Here is a 23,922-nt window from a genome sequence, read left to right on the forward strand (position 1 = left end):
GCATGACCGGGATCGGGGAGCGATCCCGGTCGCGTGATGCAGTTCAGGAGTTTGGCCTTTCCGCGTCCGGCTGGTCGGACTGTCGGCGAGTGAGGTGCCGGAGCAGCGCTTGGGCATGAATGATTGATCCTGCGCCACGCGACGCCTCGGCCCATTCGGACAGCGGCACCAATGCGTCAAAGCCGATATCGCGCTCGATCCGCAGCCCAAACGGCAACCGGATTTGGCTGATCTCATTCAGACTGAAATATCCCATTTCCGGGCAGCCAAAGCCAAGATCGGCCAACCCGAACAGGGTGTCGCCATCCTCCAGAAGTTCGGTCACAAGCCACGTCGCCGCGCCCATTGGATTGAAGAGTTTGACGACCGGGACATGGTCGGGATCGCGCTCGCCTCGTTCCTGTGCGGCCCGGCTGGCTGCGCAATTCGCGGTCAGCGCGGCGATGTGCTGGGGTTCGAGGAGGATCATGCTGCCAGCCTCCCTTTGCTTGCCAATTGTTCTTCCCCGGCCTGCGCGGGAGGAAGGAAATTCAGCAGATAGTCGGCGGCCTTGCTGGCCTGACTGGCGGCGCGGAAAATCGCCTTGCTGTCTTCCCGAAGAACGGAGAGCCAGGAGCCGATATAGTCGGCATGACGCACGGTCGGGACGATGCCAAGCTGCGCGCAAAGGAAGGCACTCGCCATCTCGGCGACCAGTTCCTCGCGGGCATATTCCGGGCTTCCAAAGCGCGCCTTGGGGAGACGATCGAGCCGCGAGGGGTGGCCACTCCAATGCCCTAGCTCATGAAGGGCCGTCCGATACCAATTGATCGGCTCATAATAGATGTGCGGCGGCGGTACGACGATATGATCGAATGCCGGGGCATAATAGGCCTCTTCGCCGCCGATCCTGATGTCTGCCCCGGTCGCCTCGATCAGCGCTTCGGCGCGGGGGATCAGCACCGCCTCATTATGGGTGACGGGACCGATTGCGCTATCGTCGTCCAGCCCCTCGCACTGGTCGAGATTGAAGACCGTGAAGCGCTTGAGGAACGCAATCTGACGCGGCTCTTCCCCGCTATTTGCCTGCGCGCCATCGTCCCGCTTGGGCGTGAATTTGTCGGCATAGCAGACGGTCGTCCCCTGCTCGCCCCTGCGGACATTGCCGCCCATGGCAAGGGCTTGCCGGAAGGTGACCCAGCGCTGCGAATGGAAGCGCCGGTGAAACAGGGTATGCCAAAGAATGAGGACGTTGATCCCCGAATAGCAGCGCCCCGTCTGCCCATTGCGCGGCAACCCCAAGGGTGCGCGGCCATCATCCCATGGCTTCACCCAAGGCAAAACGCCTTCCTCCAGCTGCGCGATAATCCGGTCGGTCACCTCACTATAGAGGGTAGTGCCGGTGCGCTGACCTTTGTGCTGATAACCCATTTCCTTTCTCCCTTCGCATCGCACCGGCCGCCGGAGCGGCGGGGGTGGGCGACAGGAGCGAACCGGCAGTCCCACCGCATGAGGCGGGCTGCACCCGAAGGGCCGCAACGATAGTGGAGGAGATGGGGCGCAGCCCCGTCTTGCGGCTCGCCGCGGGGGGACTAAAGGGCAGCGACGCCCACCCCCGACGTACCGAAGGTCGGCATCGCCGCCGCCATCGGGCCGCAGGCACGATGACCGCAGCAGACGGTGTCAACCAGTCTTCCCGCGCAAGGAGCGGGACAGGATGACGTCCCGCCGCAGCCTGCTCTCGGATCGACGAGCCCCGCTTGCCCCCGCCATGTCTCTGACCCAGCATCATGGCTGGTGTCACGAAGGGAACGGTAGCCATACCCCCCGGCTTATACCGTCTTGCAACGCCAAGGCCGGGCGGCAGAGCCGCCCGGCCGAATTTTCCAGCCCTGCACCTACCCCTCCCGGTTCACCGCCTTGTCCAGATGGGCCAGCGCGGCGGCGAAATGGTCCTCTACGTTGAGGACGGAGCAACCGAGACGATAGGCGATTTCGGGGAAGGTGAAGTCGTCTCGGCTATGGAGATAGAAGACGATCCGGGGGATCGGAGCAAGCGTGGCAAGGCCGATCTGGAAGCGCTCGGCCAGCGCGCCTTCGGGTCTGCGTCCGGGCATGGCGATGTCCTTCTTCGTGAGAAAGAGCGGGAGACATCGCGTCCCCCGCTCCGCTTCGGTCAGGCAGCAAGCTGACCGGGTTCCTCTTCCTCGCCCTCGCTCTCATCGGCAGCGGGGTCAGGATCGTCCTGCCCGACCGGCTCAAGCAACGATGCATCGGTCTGTGGTGCATCTTCTTCCCGCTCGGCTTCCGGCTCCGGCTCCAGCAACGCCTGCGCTGCGTCCCACTGCTCGACCGTTGCGACGCCCCCGCGCCCGGTGTAAGAACTCGGCGGGAAGGTCATCCAGCGCGGTGCCCAGCCGACCCGCTTTTCACGCCCGCGCTTGCCTTCGATGCAATCCTCAATGATCGAGCGCTGGACCTTGCCCGTAGCCTTGGCGTTGGCCTGCGCCACATCTTCACCCGCGACTTCGGCAAGGATGGCGTTCACCACCTCCTTGTCGCCGAGCAGATCGACCAGCGCCATGTCGGGTTCCCAGCAGAGCGTCATGTCGACCTCGAGATACTGGCCGAGCAGTTCGATCATCGGCGTCCCCGCCTGCAACGTCTCGGCCATGACGACGGATAAGATCGTCATCACCCCCTTGTCGTCGAGCGTCAGCAGCTTGAGGAAGAGACGACCCAGATCACGCGAGAAGCTGCTATATTTGCCGCCGGATACCGAGGCATCATCTTCTCCGAGGTCGAGCAGGGACAGAGCCTCGCGCCGATAAATGTCGATGGAGGCCTCCCCCAGCGAATTCTCGATACTCTCGCTGATTGCGTCCGACTTGCCCCGCCGCGTCTGGATTTCGACGTCCCACAAGTCTGATCCGGCGATGGCGTGGGCCACCATCAATCGCAGCGCGATGGCAGGCGCTTCGGCGAGTCGCGCCGACACAGCGGCATAGCGATGGAGGGTCACATAGTTGGCGAGCGGGGCGGAAAGTTCGGGCCGAGCCTTGCGCTCGATGGCTCCCCCCTTTTCGACCTTGCGGGCCTCCTTCGTGGTGACATAGCCCTCATGGAAGGTGACGCCGCCCCGGCTGTCGATGGCGATATAGACGCGCCCGCCCTTCTTCTTGGGCAAACGCTCATGCTCCCATGTGTGGAAATATTCGCCCGGTTCGAGGATCACCACATCCTGCCAGCCCTCGTCGCGATAGGCGTCCGCCTTCATCTCCACGGTTGCGCGCTGGGCCTGCCAGAATTGTTCGGAACTGGCGAAATAGCTGTCCTCGCCGAACAGGTCAGAGACGATCCCGCCGGTATAGGCATCGAGCGGGAACAGGGCGACGCTGGTGGGGATGGACGCCCCGCCAAAGAGCCATTCCTTGAGCCTGTGGCCGACCGGCGCATAGGCGTCTTCATCATCGAGCAGCTTGAGCCAGTCGCGCTGCTGCGCCTTTGACGCAAGGGTCAGATGGCGCACTGTGGTGACGTCGATATGGCCGCCCTTGTAGAGGGTACGAATGCGGGGCATCAGATTGCCGAGCGCAAGCGTCCGCTTCACCTGCAAGGCGGTGAGGCCAAAGGTGTTGGAGATATCCTCCGGCGTCCGCCCTTCCTTGACCAGCCGGGTGAAATTCTCCCACCGCGTCACCTCGTCCATCGCTTAGGTCATGTGTCAACTGTCCTTCGAAGCATTTTTTGGCAGATATCCGTCAGTTTCTGGTCTTGTTGTCGGGTGACACTGTCCTTCGAGCTTTGGTGGTCGCTGGCACGGCGCGGAGCGCCGTGTCACGCTCGGCGATCAGCCGAGCGTTGTGACGTTGGTGGCGGTGCGCTTCCGCTTCGGCTGTGAGGGCGCGCTGCAACAGCAGCGCGTTCTCGCTAACCAGGCGACGCTGCTCTTGCTTCATGGTGCGGATGAGGCCGTGCAGTTCGTCGAGCTTGTCCTGCCAGGTCGTCACCGGCTTGATGGGATCGCCGAGGATGGCGTGAAGGTCGTCGATGATATCACGATGGTTGGTGTAGATCGTGTTGCGCGCGACCCCGGATTCGCGCGCGAGGGTCGCGACGGTGAGCGTATAGCCGCGCTGATGCAGCGGGTGGACCGGGCATCCTTTGCGCAGCCGTTCGAACGCAGCGTTGAGCCGGACCTGGGTCTGCTGGCGACGCTGTTCATGACGATCGGGTTTCCTGGGCATTGGATCATCCCTCATCGAGCTGGGTGAGGATACGGTCGCATTCGGCGACCCTGGCCTCAGCAAGCGCACGACTGCCGGCATCGAGCACCGGCTGTTCGAGCAGTTTCAGATTGCGGGCACGGCGCATTTCCCACACGGACCGATGTCGGGGCGTGACCGCGAAGTTGGCGCAGGTCGAGCAAGTGGTCTCGGTCCTGAGCACCGGATTGGGGCCGGCCTCGCCGCCGAAGCACGCCGAGGTTTCGGGGCGATAGACGCAGTAACCCCAGTCGCACACGCCGAGCCGCAGGTCGGTTTCCGCCATGAGGAAGTCCACATATGCCTGCACGTCGCCATTCCGGGTGCAGCCGCGGAACCGGGATCGTGCCGCAATGACGCGCCCGGCCTTGCCGCCGAGCGCGGTTGCGGTCAGCATCTCCTCCAGCGCCGCTCGCGTTTCCTCTTGGGCATGACGGTCGATCAACTCGTCGAGCTGGAAGTCGGTGCCGACGTAGCCGCTGTCGGTCATCGCGCGCGTCACATGGCCAAGATGTGCCTGGAGCGCGGCGAGCCCGGTGCGGTCGCGCTTGCCGACGAACCGCGCGAACGTCTTGCGGCCCTGATGGGTGTTGAGGTGCCAGGGCTTGCCCTCGTGGAGCGGCAGGCCGATGAACGGTGCGAACAGCAGATTGAGACGACGGATGATCGTATAAGTGGCCGGCAGGTCGATCTCGACGGCAGGACCGATGAGGCCGGTGCTCGATGTGATCAGGAACAACTCCTCGCGTCGCGACCGGCGCCGCAGCCCATCGGTCAGCTTCTCCATCACTGCGACCGCACGCACGACCGGCTCGGGCGCGATCCAGCGGTGGACGTCACCATGATAGCCGCGTGAGGTCTTGAAGATGCGGCCCGTAAGATAGGCGAACCGCTCGTCACCCGTAGCGGAAGGGTGACGTTCGATGCATCCGGCTTCCAGCCCAAGGATCTCCGAGAGACGGGCGCCGACCAGCCAGGCGATCGTCACGAAGCAGGCATCGTAGAGCCGGTCGGCAAGGTAGCGCACGGTCTTGGTGCTCGTCACCGGCGCCCGATGCCAGGGGGCCTCCTCGCCAGGCAGCACCTGGAACCGGAACGGCGCGATCGCGTCGATGACGCGGAAGCCGGCCTTGGTGGGAGAGAGCCCGGATGCGAGCGCCGCATCATAGGCCGCCTGCGCCTCGCCTTGCAGGGCGAGGATATCATCGGCCGCCGGTCCGATCAGCCGCAGCGCCGACGACAGTAACGGCACCGCGATCGCGTCGGGGGTATAAGGCAGCCAACCTCGATCACTCCTTTTGAACATGCCTGTCGTGCCCGGGAACGGATCACCGATGGCGACCGTCGAGTAGCGCGCGCCTTGGAGATAGATCAGGATGAGCAGGCTGCGATAATGATGGAGTGTGCCCGTCTTGAGCAGTTCGCCCTTCGGGTTTCGGCGCTCGGCCATCGCCGCCATGAACCGCTCGCTTGCGCCGCGATCAAGGTCGGCGAACCGGCGATAGCCCTGATCTGCCATCCAGCGGATGAGGAGGCGAAGCCCCTTGAACAGTCTCATGAGCGTGCCATCATGAACGTGCCTTCGCCCCGGCGGGGGATCGACCTTCGCGCTCCACAACAGGGTCTTTGCCGCCGCCAGCCAGAGCAGTAGCTCAGGATCGGTGAACCGCCCTGTTGCGACCGTAAAACCCCAGTCGAGCGAGTAGTCGCCCCGACTACAACCGGGCCGGATGCCGTCCAGGTGCCATATGTCGTCGCTGAAGCGCGAGCGCGACGATATCGCGATGTCGGGCGCGAACGCCGCCGCCTGGGCGAGCAACAGGGTCATTCCAGCACCGGCAAGGCAGGCAGCCCCGCCATGATCGCCCGCGCGGCATCGTGCAACTCGCCGGGGAAGTCGGGGAGGATATCGCCCGTGAGGATGCGATGGCTCTCGGCGTAGATCAGTGCCCAGCGCGTCGGATCGATCCGTGTCCGTGCTTCCTCCAGTACTGCGATCGCCTGGAGGATGCGCGCCAGATGCTCGGCATCCAGCGGGATCACCAGGCCCGGACAGCGCAGACACGCCCCGAGCCGAGAACAGGGCCTGCCCTGCCTGTCGCCACCGAGCAGATTGAGGCAGTCATGCCCGAACGGCACGCTCGCGGGCATTGCCGCCGGCGGCGCTTGAGAGACGGTATTTTCCCCCATCACCCATCCGATCATCAGCGCCTGCGCGCGGGCGATCGTCTCAGCCTGGATGCGCGCCGCCTCCGGCCCACGCACATAGCGTTCGGTCGTGTCGATGCGCGCATGGTTGAGTAGCGCCTGCGCCGCGATCAGATCGCCTTGGCTCGCGGTATAGACCTGGGTCGCCGCGCTGCCGCGCAGGAACGCCGCCGCAAAGTCGGGAAGCGGTTCGCGCCATCGTTCGGGTGCGGCCCGGTTCCAGATCGCGATCCGGTCATTGGCGCGGTCGATAAACTTCTTGATGCCTTTGCCCAGCGTGCTCATCGATACGAGGCGCACCGTGCCGAGCTTCTCGCTCTTCATCAGGAACAACAAGTCACGCTCCTGCACGCGGGCCTGGCTTGCAAGCGTCGCGGTCATGGCGATCAGCCGATCGATCAGATTGGGCGCCGCATAGGGTCGCCGACGGTCGAACGAACGGCGCTGCGCCCGCTTCACCTTCGCACCAGCACGCGGCTTGCCCCAGTCGATCATCACCCGATGCTCGTCGAGCGGATGCGAGCTCTGGCAGTCGCGTCGCAGACGCCGCAATGGGTCGGGATTACCGGCGGTCTGAACCGCGAGCCCGAGGAAGAAGGCCGGAAGATACTCCAGTGTCAGATGGAGATAACCGGACAGATGCCGCAGCCCGCCACGCGTGCTCAGCGTGGAGACGCCATAGGGGACCTTGCTCGCTGCCGTCACCACGCCATTGCCGACGCGCGCTATTGTGCGCACGAACCGGCACGTTCGCGCATCAACACCGGGCACCGCGCCGCGCGTGGCGAGGATGCGTTGCCCGGTCTCGAACCGGTCCCAGGCTTCGTCGATCTCCTCATAAGCTGCCTGAAGGATGCTTTTGAGCACCGCCTCGCTGAGCTTGGGTCGCGGCGTCGGCGACCGATTGGGCCAGGGATTGTAAGGGAAGTCGATCCGGCTCGGCAGACGATCAGGCGCGTGCCGCTTGGTCCAGTCGACCAGATAGCGCAGCACCGCCAGCGCATTGGCTTTCGAAGGTGCGGTCCAGCCCTTGCCATCCGGGCCTGGCTGTCGGTTGAGCCAGTCCATATAGCGCCCGACCAGTGTGGAGGTGAGGTCGGCCGCGCCAGCCACCGCATCCTCCTCTCGCGCGAACGTCGCGAACAGGCGCAGCGCACGATAGCAGCCGCGCTGCGTATCCGGGCTCGATCCAGCGTGATGCCCCCGGAACGCTTCGGCCAGCAGCACCGTCACATCACCCGGAAGCCCGAGCCTTCCCAGATCGAACCGCTTGTCCACCTCGCCCCAGGCGTCGCGGAACAGGACGATGGTATCACTCGCCTCCCGCGTCACCATGCGCCGGTTGATCGGTGCCCGCCTAGCCATCGTCGATCAGCGCGCCGTAAAGCCAGGCGATGCTCTCCTCCAGTTCGGCACCATGCATTTCCACGCAGCGCAGATAGATGGCAGTGCTGGCGATCGACCTGTGTCCGAGCAGCACCTGGACCACCTTGAGCGGGTTGATTTCCGGTGTCATGCGCGCCTGCCGCTGGAGCTGCGCCAGCATCGTCATCGCATAGCAGTGCCGCAGCCAATGGCCGGTCCCGACCACGCCGGCCGCCTTGAACGCCGCGCTCATCGCAGCCGTGAACCGGACTGGACTGACCGGCTTGCCCCGGCTCGTCAGGAAAAGCGCCGAAGGTGCATGCCATGATGGATCAGCGCGGCGCAGCCGCCGGATCAGCGGGCCGCGCACCTCATCGATGTAGCGATGCGTGGCGTCGAGCAACCGGATCGGCGGATAGACCGTGCGCGGATAGCCGCCCTTGGTGATGCTGAGCCCGATCCCGACCAGCGGATGCTCATCGGCATCCAGGTGGGCGATCTCCGGCACCTGGAACAGCTCCAGCGCGCAAAGCTCCTTGCGGCGCATTCCCGTCACCAGCGCCCAGCTTGCCATCAGATCGTAAGGCGACGCCAGCGCACTGAACAGCCGGCGAAGCTGATCGGCGCGCAGGGCGCGCGGCAGCCGCTCGGCCTCCGGGACGGTCAGCACATTGGCCGCGACGATGCCGGGACGCGCATCGAGATGCGCGAGCATCGACTGCCGCCGATGCGACACACGCACGTCGATGTAATGGAACGGCAGCTCCACGATCCAGCTCCGCTGATGCGCCCAGCCATAAAAGCGGCAGACTGTGCGGACCCGATCGTTGATCGTCGAGCGCCCATAGGGCCGCTTCGTGTGCGGGCTCGGGCGTTCCAGCATCCGGTTGCGCCACGCCGCTATCTCGCGTTCGCCAACCGCGTCCCAGGCGATCCGGGATTGCTCCAGGCTATCGAGCCAGTCGTGTAGATGTTCGCTATAGGTGCGGATCGTCTCGGCCGCGTGGCTGCGGCCCGGGATGGTCGCCAGTTCGTGCAGATACGCGAACGCAGGCTCGATAATCGCCATCCCATCATCGACGATGACCGGGAAGTGCGCCGGGATGTCGCCATAGCCCGGCAACGCTCTGATGATACGCGCCATCTGTCCTCCGTGGCGCGTCGTGCGCGCCCGATAGCAGGACAGCCTATTGCCGTTCAGAGCCCATGATTACGCTCAAAAGGACAGTTTCTGCCCCATGCTTAAATGTGCGGCGCGCTCAGGCGCGCCGATAAACCCAAGGGCGTCCGTGTGACGGACTCGTCGCCCCCGATCGCAAGCGGGACAATACCACAACCGCCGCGCAAGTGCTTGTTCCAGGCCGCCCTCCGCCAGCTCTTCGGGTAAGCGCTGCGGGCGGCCTGGAACAAGCACACCATTCTCTTATTCTTTCTATCGAAGGACAATCTGGACACATGACCTAAGGGATCGAGCCGAGCGATATTCTCGATGATCGAGGCTTCGAGCGCTGCGGCGTCATCCCCTGCGGCCATGACCGCACAGGGCAGCGGATCGCTGATCCCGCCATTTTCTTCCGCGACGATGAGCGCGGCATGATAGCGCCGCTTGCCCGCGATGATCTCATAGGTTTCGGGCGAGCCCCCTTCGGCAGGCTCAGGACAGGATTCTCGCCGGACGATAAGCGGGACCAGCACCCCACGCGCCCGGACGGACGGCAGGATATTGGTGAGGTCGGGCGCCTTCTTCACGCCTCGCATATTGGTGGCGGAGACGGCGAGGTTGGCGATGTCGATATGCTTGAGTTCCATGTCTTCATTCCTTCTCTCTAACGCCACCGGCCCCGGCGAAAGCGGGGTGGGCGGCAAGAGCGAACCGGCAGGCCCGGCACCTGAGGCGGGCCGCATCCGAAGGACCGCAATGCCAATGGAGGAGCCGGCTTGCCGGCTTGCAGCCCGCCGCGACGGGCCTAAAGGGTAGCGACGCCCACACCGCTTTGGCCGCGGCCGCTTCAAACTGACGCCATCGCGCGCGAGCGCGATGCCCGATGCCGCATCAGGGATCGTCGCCCGAAGGGGCGAGACGGCCCTGAGGCCGGCTCGACGGAGCGGCACGCGAAGCAGAGCCCGGCCCCGCAAGGGGGACGCCCTGCCCGCGCTCACACCTTGGCTAAGCATGTGGAATTGCCCAGGATCGGGACATCGCTTTCTTACGACCCTTGTTGCGCGCAGGCTCTTCGACTTCTAGCCTCTCCCTTCCGATCGACCGACCTGGATATGGCTTTCGACATGACCGACGCGCCGCTGATATTCCTGAGCTATACGACCGCCGACCGTCCGCGCGTCGCGCCCTGGTATGAATTTCTCAAGCGGCAAGGGCATAATGCCTGGATCGACAAGGAGCATCTGATTGGCGGTCAGCAGTGGGACTATGAGATACGAAAGGCACTCAATGCCGCAGCCCTGATCGTCATCTTCGTCTCGAACAATTCGGTCAACCGGCGCGGCTATGTGCAGCGCGAAATCCGGCTTGCTTTGACCAAACTCGAAGAAAAGCTGGCGAGCGACATCTATATCGTTCCGGTCCTTCTCGACGCCGATGCGGCGCGACCCGACCTGCTTTCGGGCCTCCAGTTTCTTGACGCGACCGACGACGCATTCGGCGAACAGCTCATTCGATCCATTCAGCATCAGCTGACCGCCACGGAGCATCAAAGCGATCTCATCCTCGATGAATCCGGCATCGGCTGGAGCAAATCCGTCATCACAGAGGAGCATATCGGGACGCCGGGCTATGCGTTCACAGCGCAAATTCCGCATCTCACCTCTACCGACTACCGAAATCTGGGAGACTGCACGGACATCATCAAGGGGTGGGTAAAGTCGCGCCTATGCGACTATCGCTCGGGCCTTCTTTCGCAGGACAGCTGGTTCAGCTTCGGCCAGAGCCGGTCCCAACGGACCAATATCTGGGACGCATCCTGCGCGGATCCGATGGTCCATGGGCAGACAGTGAGCATTCGTTACAGCCTATACTGGTATGGCGCTGGCGCTGCCCACGGCAATGTGGGCTTCCAGACGTTCGCCTTCTTTCTCGAGCCTTTCTTCCAGATCGAAACGCTCCAGTCGATTTTCGAGAATGAAACGGATGCGCTGGCTGCAATGCAGGCGTGCATTCTCGAAGAACTTTCCGCCATTAAATGGCCGAAGAACGAGGATGACGAAGAGGAGCAACCTCTCCTGGACCCTGACGCCATTCGTGAGGGTACGAAGGATTGGGACGCGCTTGCGAACTTCGTCTTCACTGGCGCTGGCATAGAAATCGCCTTCGGCAGCTACCAGGTCGGCCCCTATGTGGTCGGCGCGCATGTCGCGACCGTTCCGTACCGCCGCATCGCAGCTTTCCTCAAACCAGTCTATCGTCAGGCACTGCGGGCTGACTTCGTCGACTTTGAGGTTCCCCACTTTGGCGAGGACGCGTTGACATCGGCCTCCGGGCATGAAGCCGCAAACGACCAGGCCATCACACCAGCAGCTTGAAAGGCTCTGTCGTCAGGAGCCGTTGTAGCTGGCCCAGCCAGCATCTGGAGGTGACGGCAGCAGGGAGCGTGAAGCGTCCTGCGCCCCCTCGACATTTTCCTACCGCGCAAATTCATTCGCCCTTTCAGGCGAAGCATTTTTCGAGCAGGACAAAAAGTGGCCGGATCGTCCGGAATTAAGCGGGAAGACAGGGGCTATGAGATCGATGTTCGCGCGCGCCGGAAGCCTGCTCGGCACGCCGATTGAAAGCGCATCCCGCCTGTCGGGCGGTGATTTGAGTTCCGTGACAAGGCTCGTCCTCCAGGGCGGCCAGACCATTATCGCAAAGCGCGGTCCCCTGGTTGAAGAGGAAGCGGCCATGCTGGCCGCCATCCGGGAAACCGGCACGCCCGCCCCGCACATATTGGCAGTGGAAAAAGGCCTTCTTCTGCTGGAAGATCTCCCTGCAACCGGCAGGATCACAAGATCCTGGGGCCATCTCGCCGAGATCCTCGATCATCTTCATGCACCGACGAAGCAAAGCTATGGTTGGGATCGGGACTATGGCTTTGGCCCGATCCCAATCGCCAATGCCCGATCCGACGACTGGGCCAGTTTCTGGGCGAATAATCGGCTGCGATGCCACCTCTCCCAGATCGAGCCGCATTTGGCGCATCGCGTCGAAAGGCTGGCCGACCACATTTCCGACCTCCTCCCCACCAGCCCCTCATCTACGCTGCTCCATGGCGATCTGTGGGGTGGCAATATCCTCATCGAGAAGGATCATGTGTCAGGGCTTATCGATCCGGCCTGCTATTATGGCGACCGCGAAGTCGATCTTGCGATGCTGAGCCTGTTCGACCAGCCGCCTGATGCTTTCTATGATGCCTGTGGCCTTGCCCAGGGCTGGCAGGAGAGGCAGCCGGTTTACCGGCTATGGCCCCTTCTTGTTCATGTCCGGCTTTTCGGCGGCGCCTATTTCCAGCAGGCGGGCGCCTGCCTGGATATGCTCGGCTATTAGCGCGACCGCCGTTCAGCATAAGCAAAGAGGCATCCCATCTGTCGCGACGCGGCGGGCACCGACCCGATAACCAACGGCGCACCAGTCTCTACCACTGGTACAAACACTGGTGGTTGCACCGATGGCATGTCCAAATATCCGGCGGCAAAGAACCGGGCCGTAGATGGCAGATGCGCCTATCCAAGGCTGCACTCTCCCACGCGGTGGGCTGAACAGGCTCACGATCAGTTCGCCCAAGACCCGCAACGGCGTCGAGAAAACTCCTTGTTCCGACGGCCAAATTGAGGAGGATCAGGGCGTGAAGGCCGGAAGATCGTCCACCATATGTTGTTCGCAGCCTGGCGATGGTATCGCGGTTCGTTCCGGCGCTGCGCAAAGGCCGGTGCAGCGCATAGGGAGGTGAAGATAGTCGATCGTCCGGAACCCCAGGCCGTAATGGCAAGTACGCCTGTCACCCCTCGGGCAAACGGCAACAGCACCCCGCCGCCGTCCGAGTTTCTGATCGAGCGCCTCGAAAATCTGCTGGCCGATGTCGAAACGCCCGACATCGCGCCCCTCATCGAGGCGCTGATGCGCCGCCGTGCCGCCATAGACGAGCAAAGGTCGAAGCCGCCCCTGGCGGATCCCTCCCTTTATCTCTTGCATCAATGGGGCATACTCTCCCTGCGCTGCTTCAACAGCCTGCGCCACATCTGCGGCCATGACCCGGAGGCCGATCTTCTCGATTACCCGAAGCTCAGCGACGCCGCACGGGTTCCGATCAGGAAACTCCTCGACTCCCCCAATTTCCACCGAGCCTCCCTGATGGAGCTTGCTTTGGCTGCCGATGATTATGGGCATGTCCTGCGGGAGCGCGGCGGCTTGTTCGAACCTTCCGCCAAAGACATGGAGGCAGCGCGCGACGCGCGGGCCGCCAGACTTCACAAAGATCAGCAACGCTGGCACATGCTTTCCCTCCTGCTACATGAGCGCGATGGCGAAAGACTGAGTTGGACAGAGCTGGCGCTGAGGCATGGCAGGTCGGCACGACCGCTACGAATCGCCCTCCAGGAACATCAGAAGCTGATGCTATTTCAAGCCAGTAACGCGCTACCTCCCGGCAGGTCGCGCGGATAGCCGCACAGACCGCGACGCAGCAGCATCAGGTCGCGGACACCGGCTTAAACCGCCGGCGGACCGCCGTTCAAGATGATCAGCGCCGATCGCAGATAGTGGGCGAGTTCCTCGTCATTCTCCATCAGCCGTTCGGCAAAATCCTTCATGTCGGCCAGATCAGAACCGGATCGAAACGGCCCTTCGGGTTGCCGCTCGATCACATGGATGCTCAGACATAGCGCCTTCTTCATCAGATGGAGATCGCGCAAGTCGAGTGTCGGCATGAGTCTGCTCCGCTACGAGAACGGCGCATTATGCGGCAGGTCCCCGACGCACGCTACCGCCTGGTAGAAGGCACAACGGCATGAAAGCATCCAACTCGGAGCCGTAACAACTCGCGGCAATCCTGCGCAGAGGTTACACCGAATCGAATGCGCTCGTCAGCGGGAGGATCAGATGCCCTATTATGCAGGTCTCAGAGGCAAGGATGAGGCAACGCGCGTCCGCATCGCGCAGGGGCTGACCCGTCTTCGGGCCGCGATCGCCGCGCAGAATATTCCGACCAAGACGATCGATGGCGATGTCCTGATCGCGAGCTGGAACATCCGCGAGTTCGAGAGCGCGAAGCTGGGCGGGCGCCTGGACGACGCCTATTATTATATCGCCGAGATCCTGAGCCACTTCGACATCATCGCCATCCAGGAAGTGCGTGACGACCTGAGCGCGCTCAAACGCGTGCAGGGACTGCTTGGTGGGTGGTGGAAATATATCGTGACCGACGTGACCGAAGGCCGGCCCGGAAATTATGAGCGGATGGCGTTCCTCTACGACAGCCGCAAGGTCACCTTCGGCGGCCTCGCCGGCGAAATCGTGCTACCTCGGCAGGTAGACAAAGAGGTTCTCCAGTTCGCCCGGACGCCCTTCGTATGCGGTTTCAAGGCTGGCTGGGCCAAGATCGATCTTTGCACGGTCCATATCTATTATGGGAAGCAGAAGGCGCTGGACGAGAAGCGCCTCGCCGAGATCAGGAACCTCGCGGATTTCCTGGCCAAACGGGCGAAGAAGGCCGCCCAGCCCCTCCCGGCAACGCCGGGCGAAGCGAAGGCCCGCCAGCCCGAACCGGACACGCTGGTGTTGCTTGGTGACTTCAACATCTTCGACCCCAAGGATGCGACGCTCACGGCAATCACGGATGCCGGGTTCAAAATTCCCGACGTCCTCACCAGGCGCGCCAGCGACGCCAAGGGCGGCTCCAATGTCGCGAAGGACAAATTTTACGATCAGATAGCCATCTGGCGCGGCAAGCGCTTCGACGAGACGCCCAGAGGCGGCGTTCTCGATTTCTTCGAGGCCGTCTACCGCATGGAGGACGAAGCGCTTTACGCGCCCGAGATAAAGCCCGGCAAGAAAGGTAATCTTCCCACCTACAAGGAATGGCGGACCTATCAGATGTCCGACCATCTGCTTCTCTGGTCCGCCTTCAAGGTCGACTTTGCGTCCGACTATCTGGAGGATCTGGCAAAGCCGCCATCCTGACCTTGAAGGCGCACGCAGGGCTAGGGCCATATCAGCACGTTCACCTGCCCTGCATCGGTCAAGCAAACAGGCGGTGAAGGCCCCAGCCAGATCCACTGTCGCATGTGGTTGCTCAAATCCCATTCTAACAGTGCCATCTTGCTATCCAGCGCCGATCTGGCAATCTCCTCTCCGGCGGGCAGACCCATGAAGGACCATGGATCATGCCAAAACTGACCGAACGTGAGCGCCTGGCCGAGCTTGAAGTGCGGCAGCGCAAACTGCTCGACGAAATCGATGCTGCACGTCTTTCCCTCCGATCACGCTACGCCGCCGCCATCCAGGAGCTACCGGTCGAAACACTGACGGAGCGGGAACTGCGCGACGTCGTGCAGCTCTCGATCCAGCTCGGCGGCGCGACCGCCATCGCCGCGCTCAAACCCTTGCTTCCGGCACATGCACCCGGGAGAAAGACGGCAACGTCGCGATAGCCGGCGTGCCCCCTCTCGACGGATCATCGCCAACTTGGCATCTGACCCGCCCGAATCATCAAATGGAAGAATTCCTATGACGCTGACCGATATCATCGCCTCGATCGCCGCTGACGAGGGCCTCGCAAAGACCGACGTCAAGAAGGTGGTGGACGCCCTGTTCGCGCAGGTTGCAGCAGCAGCCGAGAAGGATGAGGAAGTTTCCATCCCCGGCTTCGGTGAGTTCAAGGTGAAGCACATCGCCGCACGCGACGGCCGTAATCCTTCGACGGGTGAGGCGATCAGCATCGCCGCGTCCAAGAAACTCGGCTTCACGCCTGCCAAAGCGCTGAAGGACAAGCTGAACGGCTGATAATAACTCTGGTCCTCGGCTCACCGGTGGAGGACCATCAAAGTTCTCAAGGTCGCCACTAACCTGCCTCGGCCAAACCCTCCGCACGCGCAAGACATTCGTCCGCACGGTAAGAGGCTGTTGCGCGTCCGGCCATCCGCTCTGATCATGACAATTGCAGTCAGAGACATGGTCAACGCCCATTAACCAGGAAATGGGCTGGGCAGATGGATGTGAGCCGTTAAGTTGTCTGCGACGGGATTACGCCCCCCGAGCCCGTCGCCCTGCGGCCTCGCCATCTCTGGCGGGGCCGTTTCATTTCAGAACAAGCTCCAATCCGATGCTGTTGCATCAGTGCCACAGCCTTCATGACAAATTTGTGTAAACTCATTTCGGTTGCAAACCGACTTGGCGAGGCACGCGTGGCTGCTACGCTTTCGACATCCCGCTGAGCAACATGACCCCGACCCTCCTCATTGGACCGGGACAAGGCGACGGCCAGGCAGTGAGCGGGCCTAAGCGCGGCGTCCGAAATCCGGCGCCGACGGCACGCGACCTGGTCGCGGCGTCACTTTGGAGAGGTCGCCCAAAGGCCGGCCCTTATGAGGAGAACGGACATGTATATCTCACCGCGACTCGGCAAATTCGTGAACAGCTGCGGAGAAGTGCAGGACGAATTCGCACTCAAGGAATTGCTGGCCGAGGTCACGCCCTCGCTCGGCTTCGATCAGTTCGCGCTTGTCAGCCATGTGGATCTTGTCGGGCCGCCTCGCGATGCGATGGTGATCACCAGCTATCATGAAGGCTGGATCGAACGGTCGCTCCTTCGAAACTATTATGCGGATGACCCGGTCCATGCCGCCAGCACGAAGACGGTCACGGCTTTCCTGTGGAGCGTGATCCCGGCCATGATCCGGATGACGAAGAGGCAGCAGCAAATTCTGGAAGAGGCAAAGCCCTTTGGCCTGCGAGAAGGCCTCACCATCCCGGTGCAAGCGCCCGGTGAATATAGGGGCACATGTTCGTTCGGCGGGAAGAATTCCGTGACCCTCGACGCCGATCTACGTGGCGCCGCCCAACTCGTCGGCATGTTCGCCTTTGAAGCGGCGCGGAGGCTTCAGCGCGCACGTTGGGCGCCGGGCACACAGGTCCCGGAAATTCCGACGCTCAGCCAGCGGGAGCTGGACTGCATAGCGCTTGTCGCCTGTGGGAAGGGCAATTCCGAGATTGGCGGCATCCTCAAAATCTCGCCCAACACCGTGCGGCAATATATCGACGAAGCCATGCGGAAATATGATGTCTACAAGCGCACCGAACTGGTCGTCCGCGCGCTGTTTGACGGCCAGATTTGCTATCGGGCGCTGAACATCGACTGATGACCCCGCTCACGCCGCACGCCTCGGCGTGCGGCAGCATCGCGGCTGATCCTTCGCTCTGCCATCCCTCTTTTTAGAGGAATTGTTCGTCCCTCCCTGCTGCGCGACCCTCAAGGCGCAACAACACAGGGAGCCGACATGACGCAGGTCGTTCGAGGCGGAAGCCTTCAAGAAGACATTGTTCTTCGATCGATGTACGAGGCGCGAAAGCGCGTCTTCGTCGACCTTCTTGGCTGGGACGTCCCGGTCCTCGCCGGGCGGTACGAGATGGACCAGTTCGATGGCCCCTCGACCATCTATCTGATTGCCGCCGAACCGGATGGCACCCACCTCGGTTCAATGCGGCTGCTGCCGACGAGCGGCCCCTATCTTCTCGGCAACGTCTTCCCCGAACTTTGCGATCAGCCCATGCCCGCTACCGACAGCGTCTGGGAAATCTCGCGCTTCTGCCTGTCCCGCGATCTGCGAGCGGCCGAGCGCCGGCAGGTGCGCGACTATCTCGTCACCATGGCCGCCAGCTACGCGCTTACAAATGGCATCGAAGCCTATTGCTGCGTCGCCGACATGCCCTGGTTCAGCCAGATCCTATCCTTCGGCTGGGAATGCCGCCCGCTTGGCCTGCCCCGGACGCTCGCCTGCGGGATGTTGGGCGCGATGCAGATCATCATCACGGAAGACACGCCCGCGTTGATGCAGGCCGCCGGCGTCTGGCGCCCCTCCCCCGTCCAATTCGCCGCGGCTGCCGCCGCATAGGAGAAACGACCATGGCACATTTACCCGACGTTCCATGTGCAGATTTTTACGCCGATCAGCTGCTCGCTCAAGGCTATTACATCATTCCTAAAGCCATCGCGTCTGACGAGGTCGAGGCGCTAACCAGCGATCTGGCAGAGGATTTCGACGCCACCCACCTCTCGTCAGGGCCATTTTATGGCAACGACACCAGGAGGTTTGGCAGCCTGCTCAGCCGGTCCGATCGGACCAAGGCGTTCGTCCAGCATCCGACGATCCTCGCCATCATGCAGAAGATACTTGGCCCCTGGTGCGATCATTTCTCGCTGAACCTCACGCAGGCCATCGAGCTGATGCCCGGATCGATAGAACAGGTGCCGCATCGCGATCAGGATATGTGGCCATGCAGCCGGTTCGTGGATTCAGCGCTTCAGGTCGAATTTCTCGTCAATGTGATGTGGCCATTCACGCCCTATACGAAGGAAAATGGCGCGACCCAGGTATGGCCGGGCAGCCATCGGCGGCTGGACGAGATGCTGATAGACCCAACGCAAGCGATCGTCGCCGAAATCGAGCCCGGCTCGGCGCTCCTGTTCCTTGGATCGACCCTCCATGCCGGCGGCGCCAACCGTTCGGCCCTGCCACGGCGCGGCATGATCATCAGCTACACGCTGGGTTGGCTCAAACCCTATGAGCTTCAGTGGCTGGCTTATCCGCCCGAGGTCGCCCGTACCTTCGACGCGGATCTGACCGATCTGCTGGGATACCGCATCCATCGTCCGAACCTCGGAAATTATGAAGGGCGATGCCCGTCTCATCTGCTTCGCGAAACGGAGAGAAAGTCCGGCGCGATCGACATGCTGGCGCCTGAGCACCACGCGCTGATCGAAACCTTTCGGGCGGGCGGATTGCCCGAACCCGTGACCGGCTGATCGGACGAACACCATCATTCGCATGGATCGACAGGGGATGAAATGCGAGACGACAAAAACCAGGAAGACGCCGCTACCGAGCGGCGTCGCCACCGCCTCGGCACATGTCGGGCACTGATCGAGGAGCGAAGGCTCGTCGAGAAAAATCTGGGCGTCCAGCTATGCGCCAATCCCAACTGGGACATGCTCCTCCACCTTTACCAGGCCGAACTGAAAGGCTTCGCTGTCTACCAGTCCGCGCTTTGCACCGTCGCCAACATTCCTTCTTCCAGCGCCCATCGCTGGACCGCCAAGCTTGCCGTGCGGAAGATATTGACGCGCCGTCTCGACCCGCGCGACAAGCGCAGGATAACGGTCAGGCTTGCACCGCCTATCAGGGAGGCGCTGGATCACATCATGGACGGTGCATCCATCGCAGCGACCGAATTTGTCCGTCGTTGCGCCAGCGATCCAGATGGCATATGATGCGTGATGCTCAATGCTTGAGGATGATGCGATGCGGACGACCCTGGTGATCGATGATGATGTGATGGCGGCGGCGCGCGCGATCGCCGATCATCAGCACAGCTCGATTGGCCGTGTCCTCTCGGATCTGGCCCGCAAGGCGCTGCATGCGCCGGAAGCGGCTCGCACGCGCAACGGCATCAGCTTACTTCCGACCAAGCCGGGTGTGGTAGTGACGCAGGACATCGTCAATGCCCTTCGCGATGAGGCGCCATGACCTATCTTCTTGACGTCAATGTCCTGGTCGCGCTGATCGACCCCAATCATGTCGGGCATGAGGCGGCGCATCACTGGTTCGAGACCGAAGGCGGCAAGGCCTGGGCGACCTGCCCCATCACCGAGAATGGCGTGATCCGGATCGTCGGCAATGTCCGCTACCCTTCGACACCCGGCTCGCCGGCTGAGGTCGCGTCGATCATGGCGCAAATGTGCAAGCTTCCGGGTCACCGCTTCTGGGCCGAGGATATCAGCCTGCTGTCTGCCGAGCATGTCGACGCCAGCCATATCCTCACTTCCGCGCAGGTGACCGACACCTATCTCCTCGCCCTGGCCGTCGCTAATAAGGGCAAGCTTGCGACTTTCGACCGGCGGCTCACCCCAAAGGGGGTGACCGGCGGCAAGGACGCGATCCACCTCATCGGAAATCATTGATGCGTACCGATCTCGACCACCTTCCTGCGGCCAAGCAGCGCGAGCTTGAAGAGGTCGTCCGCATTCTGTTCGCCGAATTCCGTGAAGCGACCGAGAATGCGGCCGGCCGCAAGAAATCGGCTCGCATCCTCAAGATCATCCTGTTCGGATCATACGCCAGGGGCGACTGGGTCGACGCGCCCTTCGACGCCAACCAGTATAAGTCCGACATGGATATCCTCGTCATCGTCAACCAGAAGGAACTGGCTGACGTGGCGGCCTACTGGTCAGTGGCCGAGCAGCGGCTGATCGACGCCTATCTCATCGAGAAGCGCATTAACACGCCGGTGCATTTTATCGTCCATTCGCTCCAGCAGGTGAACCAGGGCCTAAGCCACGGCCGGGTCTTCTTCATGGAGATCGCTGAACAGGGCATCGCCCTCTATGAGGCAGACGATCGCGAACTCGCGAAGCCCAAACCCAAGACGCCGTCAGAGGCAGCGGCTGCTGCACAAGACTATTTCGACGAGTATTTCCCCGATGCCATGCGGCGCTTTGAAGGGGCGAAGTTTCACATTGAAAAGGGCCACACCAAGCAAGCGGCGTTCGACCTGCACCAGACAGCCGAGGGGCTATATCAAGCGATTCTGCTGACGCTCACATTTTATACCCCTTACGATCACAACATCGCCTTTCTGCGGCTTCAGGCTGAAGGCCGCGACGCGACGTTGTTTGATATATGGCCCCGTGGATCGCGCAAGGAGCGCGCGATGTTCCAAAAGCTCAAGGATGCCTACGTGAAGGCTCGCTATTCCAAGCATTATCACATCGACCTGGAAGAGCTCAATTGGCTGGCAGAACGGGTCGAAGCGCTGGGACGGGCGACACATACCATATGCACTGCCCACATAGCGAAGCTTGCAGAAAAGGCTCGCCACTGACTGCCTGAGCCGTCAATTCAAACGGCAGCCGCATGTCTTACAGTGGGACATTGTACTCGGTCCGCTTCGGAGCGATGACACCAGGATAGCGGACATCGCAGGCTTTGGGAGCCGACGTCGTTGCCGCCGACATTCCGGACGTTCAAGCTTCAGATCAACGTGACCGATTCCTGCCGTTCATTCATCAGGATATTGGAATAGCAGGAAGACTTGGTCTGGGACAAAACCGTCATTCCTAATTGCCAGAATGAACGGCGCTTTCGGGGAGGTCGGCCGCCCAAAGAGGCTTGTGCGGCCCTAAAATGATCATCAAATGATTTGCCGTGGACGAAAGGCGAAGAGATTTTGAACCGCAGGGCTGAAGAATTACTCAAGAGCGTGGTCTATTCGATTGCGCTTGAAAAGACGTGGCTCAAACCAGCCGAAAAGATTTACGCGCTGCAAAGTGCGGGATTGTGGGAAGCGGCACGAAGTCGGGACCAGGTTGACCTGATGATGGCAGCGGGCTGCTATGAAGAGGCAATTCCACTCTATGCAGCGTTTTCCCATTGGCGGAAGGTTGGCGATGCGCTCTTTGCTTTGGGACGCCTCGACGAGGCCAAATGCGAATATGAGAAAGGTCCCAACGAGACCGGCGGAGACTACAAGGCATTCCGCAATGGTCCCGATCGAGATCGCCTGATCGCGCTCGCCGCTGCACGAGGCGATTGGACTGAAGCGCTGAACCAAGTCAGGGCGGGTTCGCCAGAACCCGTCTTTGGCAAAGACGTCGTCTTCGGTGGATCGAGCAGGGCCAAAGCCCCCCTCATGAAACTCTTTGCACATGCTGCGGCCAAAGCCGGCGCTCAATCCGCAAGAAAAGAAATGCAGAAATTCTTTGGCCTTGCTCCGGACGAGGCGGACTTGTTTCTCGATCACGCCCGTGCAGATGCCTACGCCAAAGACGCTGCAAAGCTGGCCAAGCCTCCGCTGACGCGCATTCCAGTTCGATCATTGAACACGATGCTTGAGGACGGAAATACGGAGCGGTCGCGCGAAGCCGTCCTGCTTCTTTCAGATTTGGATGCCGAGTTAGCATCAGCAATTGTCGACATGAGCCGTTGGAAGTCAACGCGCTCGTCAGAAGCCCTTGATCGCATCGTGTACTGGCTGACGCGATCAGGGTCATACGAGATTTTCAAGAGCTGCCTGTTCGCGTTGCAATGCGAACATCCGACCCACGGCAGAGCAGAGGAATGGGAGGTTGAGTTTTACACCGCGCATCCGTGGCTGACTCGGGGTGGCATGCGCGAGTTGCTGAAGGCGCTAGTGGACTCCGATTCGTCGCCCAGCCCGCATGTCCTATTGTGTTGTGCTTTTCAGCATTCACATTCTCCGTTTGATTTCAGTAATATCGATGTGGAGTACACCGATCCACTTACCCAAATCCGCGCTCAGCCTGCCTGGGCGGAAGCGGTGATCGGCAAATGGCAGCTTGGTACGGACTTCTGGCAACAGTGGTCTGACTTCAGGGACGCGGGTCTCTCAGTCGGATACGGCGACTTGCGGCAAACCGCTCCATTCAAGACGATGGCATTATCGATGTCGGCTGCGCTACAGGCCGCTTGGAAACAGGATTTCGAGCAAATTCGGTGGAAGACTGAGCACGGCGCATTCCTCGCGCTCAATGCGTTGTTGCCTGATGTCAAGATTGTTCAGCACGCCAGCCCCATTTGGCTCGCACCACAGCACCTGGACATCTACCTGCCGAATCACAAGCTGGCGATCGAGTATCAAGGGGAACAGCATTACCGCCCGATCGAAATTTTCGGCGGCCCTGAGGCATTCGAAGCGACCGTCCGGAGAGATGAAACAAAGCGGCGACTGTGCGCTCTTGCCGGCGTGCGGCTCGAGTATATCCATTTCGAGGAAGATTTGGATGCTCGATTGCGGCAGATCGCCGAGGCCGTTGCGGCAAATGGCGGCTGACAGATGCGCGCTGTAGGGAACAAGGCCGCATGACTGGCAAGGTCTACATCGCTAATTTCGGCGAAGGCAACGCGCTGTGGCCGATAGCGAAGGCCAATCAAACGGTCATCACCATCGACAACGTGGCCGTGCATGGATTCTGGCAGGCGGGGGACCGCGATGGCTTCATTGAGGCTGCGCTGGAACACACTTTGACAGCGCTGGGGAACCGCCCAAGCAGACCGACTGCGGGGCGCTGGTACAATCTCGTCACCGAGATGCAGGAAACGGAAGGCGATATCTGGATCAGCCGACAGGGCGATGCGATCTGGTGGACGATATCGGAAGCGGGCGAACTGCGTCAGCAAATTCGGCCATCCACCAATCCCAACCGCGATGGCCCGGAAATCTGGCATATCGAGAAGCCTTGCCAGCCCTGGTCGGATCGAGATCGGCAAGGGCGTCCACTCCGGTGGGAGGGATTGCACGCCAAGGCGCGGGATTTCCTATCCACGGAGGCCACCTTCCAAACCATCGCTAATGATCGCGGCTATGCCGACTATGCCCGCGCGCTGGTGAATGGCGAACAGCTCGATCCGTGGCACTCCACCAACCCGTTCCGCGACAAGGCAGCGGTCTCCAGCAAGTCGCCAGTCAGAACCTTCTCACCACGCGAAATCGCGGCGGTGGACATGGCAAATGGAATTCTCAGCACGGTTTCCCAAGCCAACGGCCAGATGGCCGAACGCCGGGTGAAGAAAAAGAATACCGATCTGTCGCGTGTGGAACTGGAAGCCCTGTTGTTGCGCTTGATGGGTGAACAGGAAGATCGCTGCGCGCTTACCGGTTTGCCGCTCGGCTATGCTGGCGACTGTGACGACCCGCAAATGCGCGCCTCGCCCGACCGGATTGATAGCAGGGGCCATTACACGGCGGATAACATTCAACTCGTCTGCTGGTTCATCAATCGCTGGAAGGGAGCGGACGATAACCAATTGGTGCTGCGACTGATTGGAGCTCTGCGTCAGACGGGGTGATTGCATTGAAATGGCGCGACCAGAGATTCGAACGGCT

The 23,922-nt window shown here is 61.7% G+C and carries 24 protein-coding genes and 1 pseudogene; 15 read left to right on the forward strand and 10 right to left on the reverse strand.

The features are described from left to right. Nucleotides 1–43: 43 nt before the first annotated feature. The 9 genes and pseudogenes from E5554_RS16230 to E5554_RS23210 form a co-directional block, all read right to left on the reverse strand. Nucleotides 44–469, reverse strand: a complete 426-nt coding sequence (locus E5554_RS16230) for a DUF2958 domain-containing protein (RefSeq protein ID WP_037520612.1) — start codon at nucleotides 467–469, stop codon at nucleotides 44–46. Next, a complete protein-coding gene (locus tag E5554_RS16235; protein ID WP_136187454.1) occupies nucleotides 466–1,410 on the reverse strand; it encodes a zincin-like metallopeptidase domain-containing protein in 945 nt (314 codons plus the stop codon). The genes E5554_RS16230 and E5554_RS16235 overlap by 4 nt, the downstream gene beginning before the upstream one ends. A gap of 467 nt (nucleotides 1,411–1,877) precedes the next feature. Further along, on the reverse strand, nucleotides 1,878–2,096 hold the full coding sequence (locus tag E5554_RS16240; protein WP_037520615.1) for a sigma factor-like helix-turn-helix DNA-binding protein: 219 nt from the start codon (nucleotides 2,094–2,096) through the stop codon (nucleotides 1,878–1,880). Between the two features lie 59 nt (nucleotides 2,097–2,155). Further along, nucleotides 2,156–3,688 carry a chromosome partitioning protein ParB gene (locus E5554_RS16245; RefSeq protein ID WP_136187455.1) on the reverse strand — a complete coding sequence of 511 codons (1,533 nt, stop codon included), beginning with the start codon at nucleotides 3,686–3,688 and terminating at the stop codon, nucleotides 2,156–2,158. Nucleotides 3,689–3,740: 52 nt separating this feature from the next. Further along, nucleotides 3,741–4,226, reverse strand: a complete 486-nt coding sequence (locus E5554_RS16250) for a hypothetical protein (protein ID WP_063976795.1) — start codon at nucleotides 4,224–4,226, stop codon at nucleotides 3,741–3,743. A gap of 4 nt (nucleotides 4,227–4,230) precedes the next feature. Then, entirely contained in the window at nucleotides 4,231–6,072 is a 1,842-nt protein-coding gene (locus E5554_RS16255) for a hypothetical protein (protein ID WP_063976796.1), read from the reverse strand. After that, nucleotides 6,069–7,817: a hypothetical protein gene (locus tag E5554_RS16260; protein WP_063976797.1), complete on the reverse strand. Its 1,749-nt coding sequence runs from the start codon at nucleotides 7,815–7,817 to the stop codon at nucleotides 6,069–6,071. The genes E5554_RS16255 and E5554_RS16260 overlap by 4 nt, the downstream gene beginning before the upstream one ends. Further along, entirely contained in the window at nucleotides 7,810–8,961 is a 1,152-nt protein-coding gene (locus E5554_RS16265; RefSeq protein WP_063976798.1) for a tyrosine-type recombinase/integrase, read from the reverse strand. Before E5554_RS16265 ends, E5554_RS16260 begins: the two co-directional genes overlap by 8 nt. A gap of 320 nt (nucleotides 8,962–9,281) precedes the next feature. Then, nucleotides 9,282–9,626 (reverse strand): annotated as a pseudogene (locus E5554_RS23210) (ParB N-terminal domain-containing protein); the annotation flags it as partial. Nucleotides 9,627–10,103: 477 nt separating this feature from the next. Between E5554_RS23210 and E5554_RS16275 the strand changes: the two are divergent. The 3 genes from E5554_RS16275 (at nucleotide 10,104) to E5554_RS16285 (ending at nucleotide 13,470) form a co-directional block, all read left to right on the forward strand. Then, nucleotides 10,104–11,354 (forward strand): TIR domain-containing protein, encoded by a 1,251-nt coding sequence (locus E5554_RS16275; protein ID WP_159366132.1) that lies wholly within the window; start codon nucleotides 10,104–10,106, stop codon nucleotides 11,352–11,354. Nucleotides 11,355–11,550: 196 nt separating this feature from the next. Continuing rightward, on the forward strand, nucleotides 11,551–12,354 hold the full coding sequence (locus tag E5554_RS16280; protein ID WP_037520620.1) for a fructosamine kinase family protein: 804 nt from the start codon (nucleotides 11,551–11,553) through the stop codon (nucleotides 12,352–12,354). 324 nt (nucleotides 12,355–12,678) lie between these two features. Next, nucleotides 12,679–13,470, forward strand: a complete 792-nt coding sequence (locus E5554_RS16285) for a hypothetical protein (protein WP_037520622.1) — start codon at nucleotides 12,679–12,681, stop codon at nucleotides 13,468–13,470. Nucleotides 13,471–13,514: 44 nt separating this feature from the next. Here E5554_RS16285 and E5554_RS16290 read toward each other — a convergent pair whose 3' ends face one another. Next, nucleotides 13,515–13,733: a hypothetical protein gene (locus E5554_RS16290; RefSeq protein ID WP_037520624.1), complete on the reverse strand. Its 219-nt coding sequence runs from the start codon at nucleotides 13,731–13,733 to the stop codon at nucleotides 13,515–13,517. Nucleotides 13,734–13,905: 172 nt separating this feature from the next. On the opposite strand from E5554_RS16290, the gene E5554_RS16295 reads away from it, so the two are divergent. The 12 genes from E5554_RS16295 to E5554_RS16350 all read left to right on the forward strand — a co-directional run bounded on the left by E5554_RS16295 (nucleotide 13,906) and on the right by E5554_RS16350 (nucleotide 23,885). Beyond that, nucleotides 13,906–14,985: an endonuclease/exonuclease/phosphatase family protein gene (locus tag E5554_RS16295; protein ID WP_048937924.1), complete on the forward strand. Its 1,080-nt coding sequence runs from the start codon at nucleotides 13,906–13,908 to the stop codon at nucleotides 14,983–14,985. 203 nt (nucleotides 14,986–15,188) lie between these two features. Beyond that, a complete protein-coding gene (locus E5554_RS16300; RefSeq protein ID WP_037520626.1) occupies nucleotides 15,189–15,455 on the forward strand; it encodes a hypothetical protein in 267 nt (88 codons plus the stop codon). Between the two features lie 76 nt (nucleotides 15,456–15,531). Continuing rightward, on the forward strand, nucleotides 15,532–15,807 hold the full coding sequence (locus tag E5554_RS16305; RefSeq protein ID WP_136187457.1) for an HU family DNA-binding protein: 276 nt from the start codon (nucleotides 15,532–15,534) through the stop codon (nucleotides 15,805–15,807). 596 nt (nucleotides 15,808–16,403) lie between these two features. After that, a complete protein-coding gene (locus E5554_RS16310; protein ID WP_037520629.1) occupies nucleotides 16,404–17,162 on the forward strand; it encodes a LuxR family transcriptional regulator in 759 nt (252 codons plus the stop codon). Between the two features lie 138 nt (nucleotides 17,163–17,300). After that, a complete protein-coding gene (locus E5554_RS16315) occupies nucleotides 17,301–17,915 on the forward strand; it encodes an acyl-homoserine-lactone synthase (RefSeq protein WP_037520631.1) in 615 nt (204 codons plus the stop codon). Between the two features lie 11 nt (nucleotides 17,916–17,926). Beyond that, on the forward strand, nucleotides 17,927–18,826 hold the full coding sequence (locus E5554_RS16320) for a phytanoyl-CoA dioxygenase family protein (RefSeq protein WP_136187458.1): 900 nt from the start codon (nucleotides 17,927–17,929) through the stop codon (nucleotides 18,824–18,826). Between the two features lie 42 nt (nucleotides 18,827–18,868). Continuing rightward, on the forward strand, nucleotides 18,869–19,291 hold the full coding sequence (locus tag E5554_RS16325; RefSeq protein ID WP_136187459.1) for a MarR family winged helix-turn-helix transcriptional regulator: 423 nt from the start codon (nucleotides 18,869–18,871) through the stop codon (nucleotides 19,289–19,291). A 31-nt stretch (nucleotides 19,292–19,322) separates the two neighbouring features. Continuing rightward, nucleotides 19,323–19,547: a CopG family transcriptional regulator gene (locus E5554_RS16330; protein ID WP_196221871.1), complete on the forward strand. Its 225-nt coding sequence runs from the start codon at nucleotides 19,323–19,325 to the stop codon at nucleotides 19,545–19,547. Beyond that, the gene (locus E5554_RS16335) at nucleotides 19,544–19,981 is read left to right on the forward strand and encodes a TA system VapC family ribonuclease toxin (RefSeq protein ID WP_037520637.1); all 438 of its coding nucleotides are present in this window, start codon (nucleotides 19,544–19,546) and stop codon (nucleotides 19,979–19,981) included. Before E5554_RS16330 ends, E5554_RS16335 begins: the two co-directional genes overlap by 4 nt. After that, the gene (locus E5554_RS16340) at nucleotides 19,981–20,901 is read left to right on the forward strand and encodes a HEPN domain-containing protein (protein WP_136187460.1); all 921 of its coding nucleotides are present in this window, start codon (nucleotides 19,981–19,983) and stop codon (nucleotides 20,899–20,901) included. Before E5554_RS16335 ends, E5554_RS16340 begins: the two co-directional genes overlap by 1 nt. A gap of 318 nt (nucleotides 20,902–21,219) precedes the next feature. Beyond that, entirely contained in the window at nucleotides 21,220–22,869 is a 1,650-nt protein-coding gene (locus E5554_RS16345; RefSeq protein ID WP_168708728.1) for a hypothetical protein, read from the forward strand. 29 nt (nucleotides 22,870–22,898) lie between these two features. Continuing rightward, nucleotides 22,899–23,885, forward strand: coding sequence for a hypothetical protein (locus E5554_RS16350; RefSeq protein ID WP_136187462.1), 987 nt, complete (start codon nucleotides 22,899–22,901; stop codon nucleotides 23,883–23,885). Nucleotides 23,886–23,922 lie beyond the last annotated feature (37 nt).

The sequence above is a fragment of the Sphingobium sp. PAMC28499 genome (assembly GCF_004795815.1).
Classification (GTDB): Bacteria; Pseudomonadota; Alphaproteobacteria; order Sphingomonadales; family Sphingomonadaceae; genus Sphingobium; species Sphingobium yanoikuyae.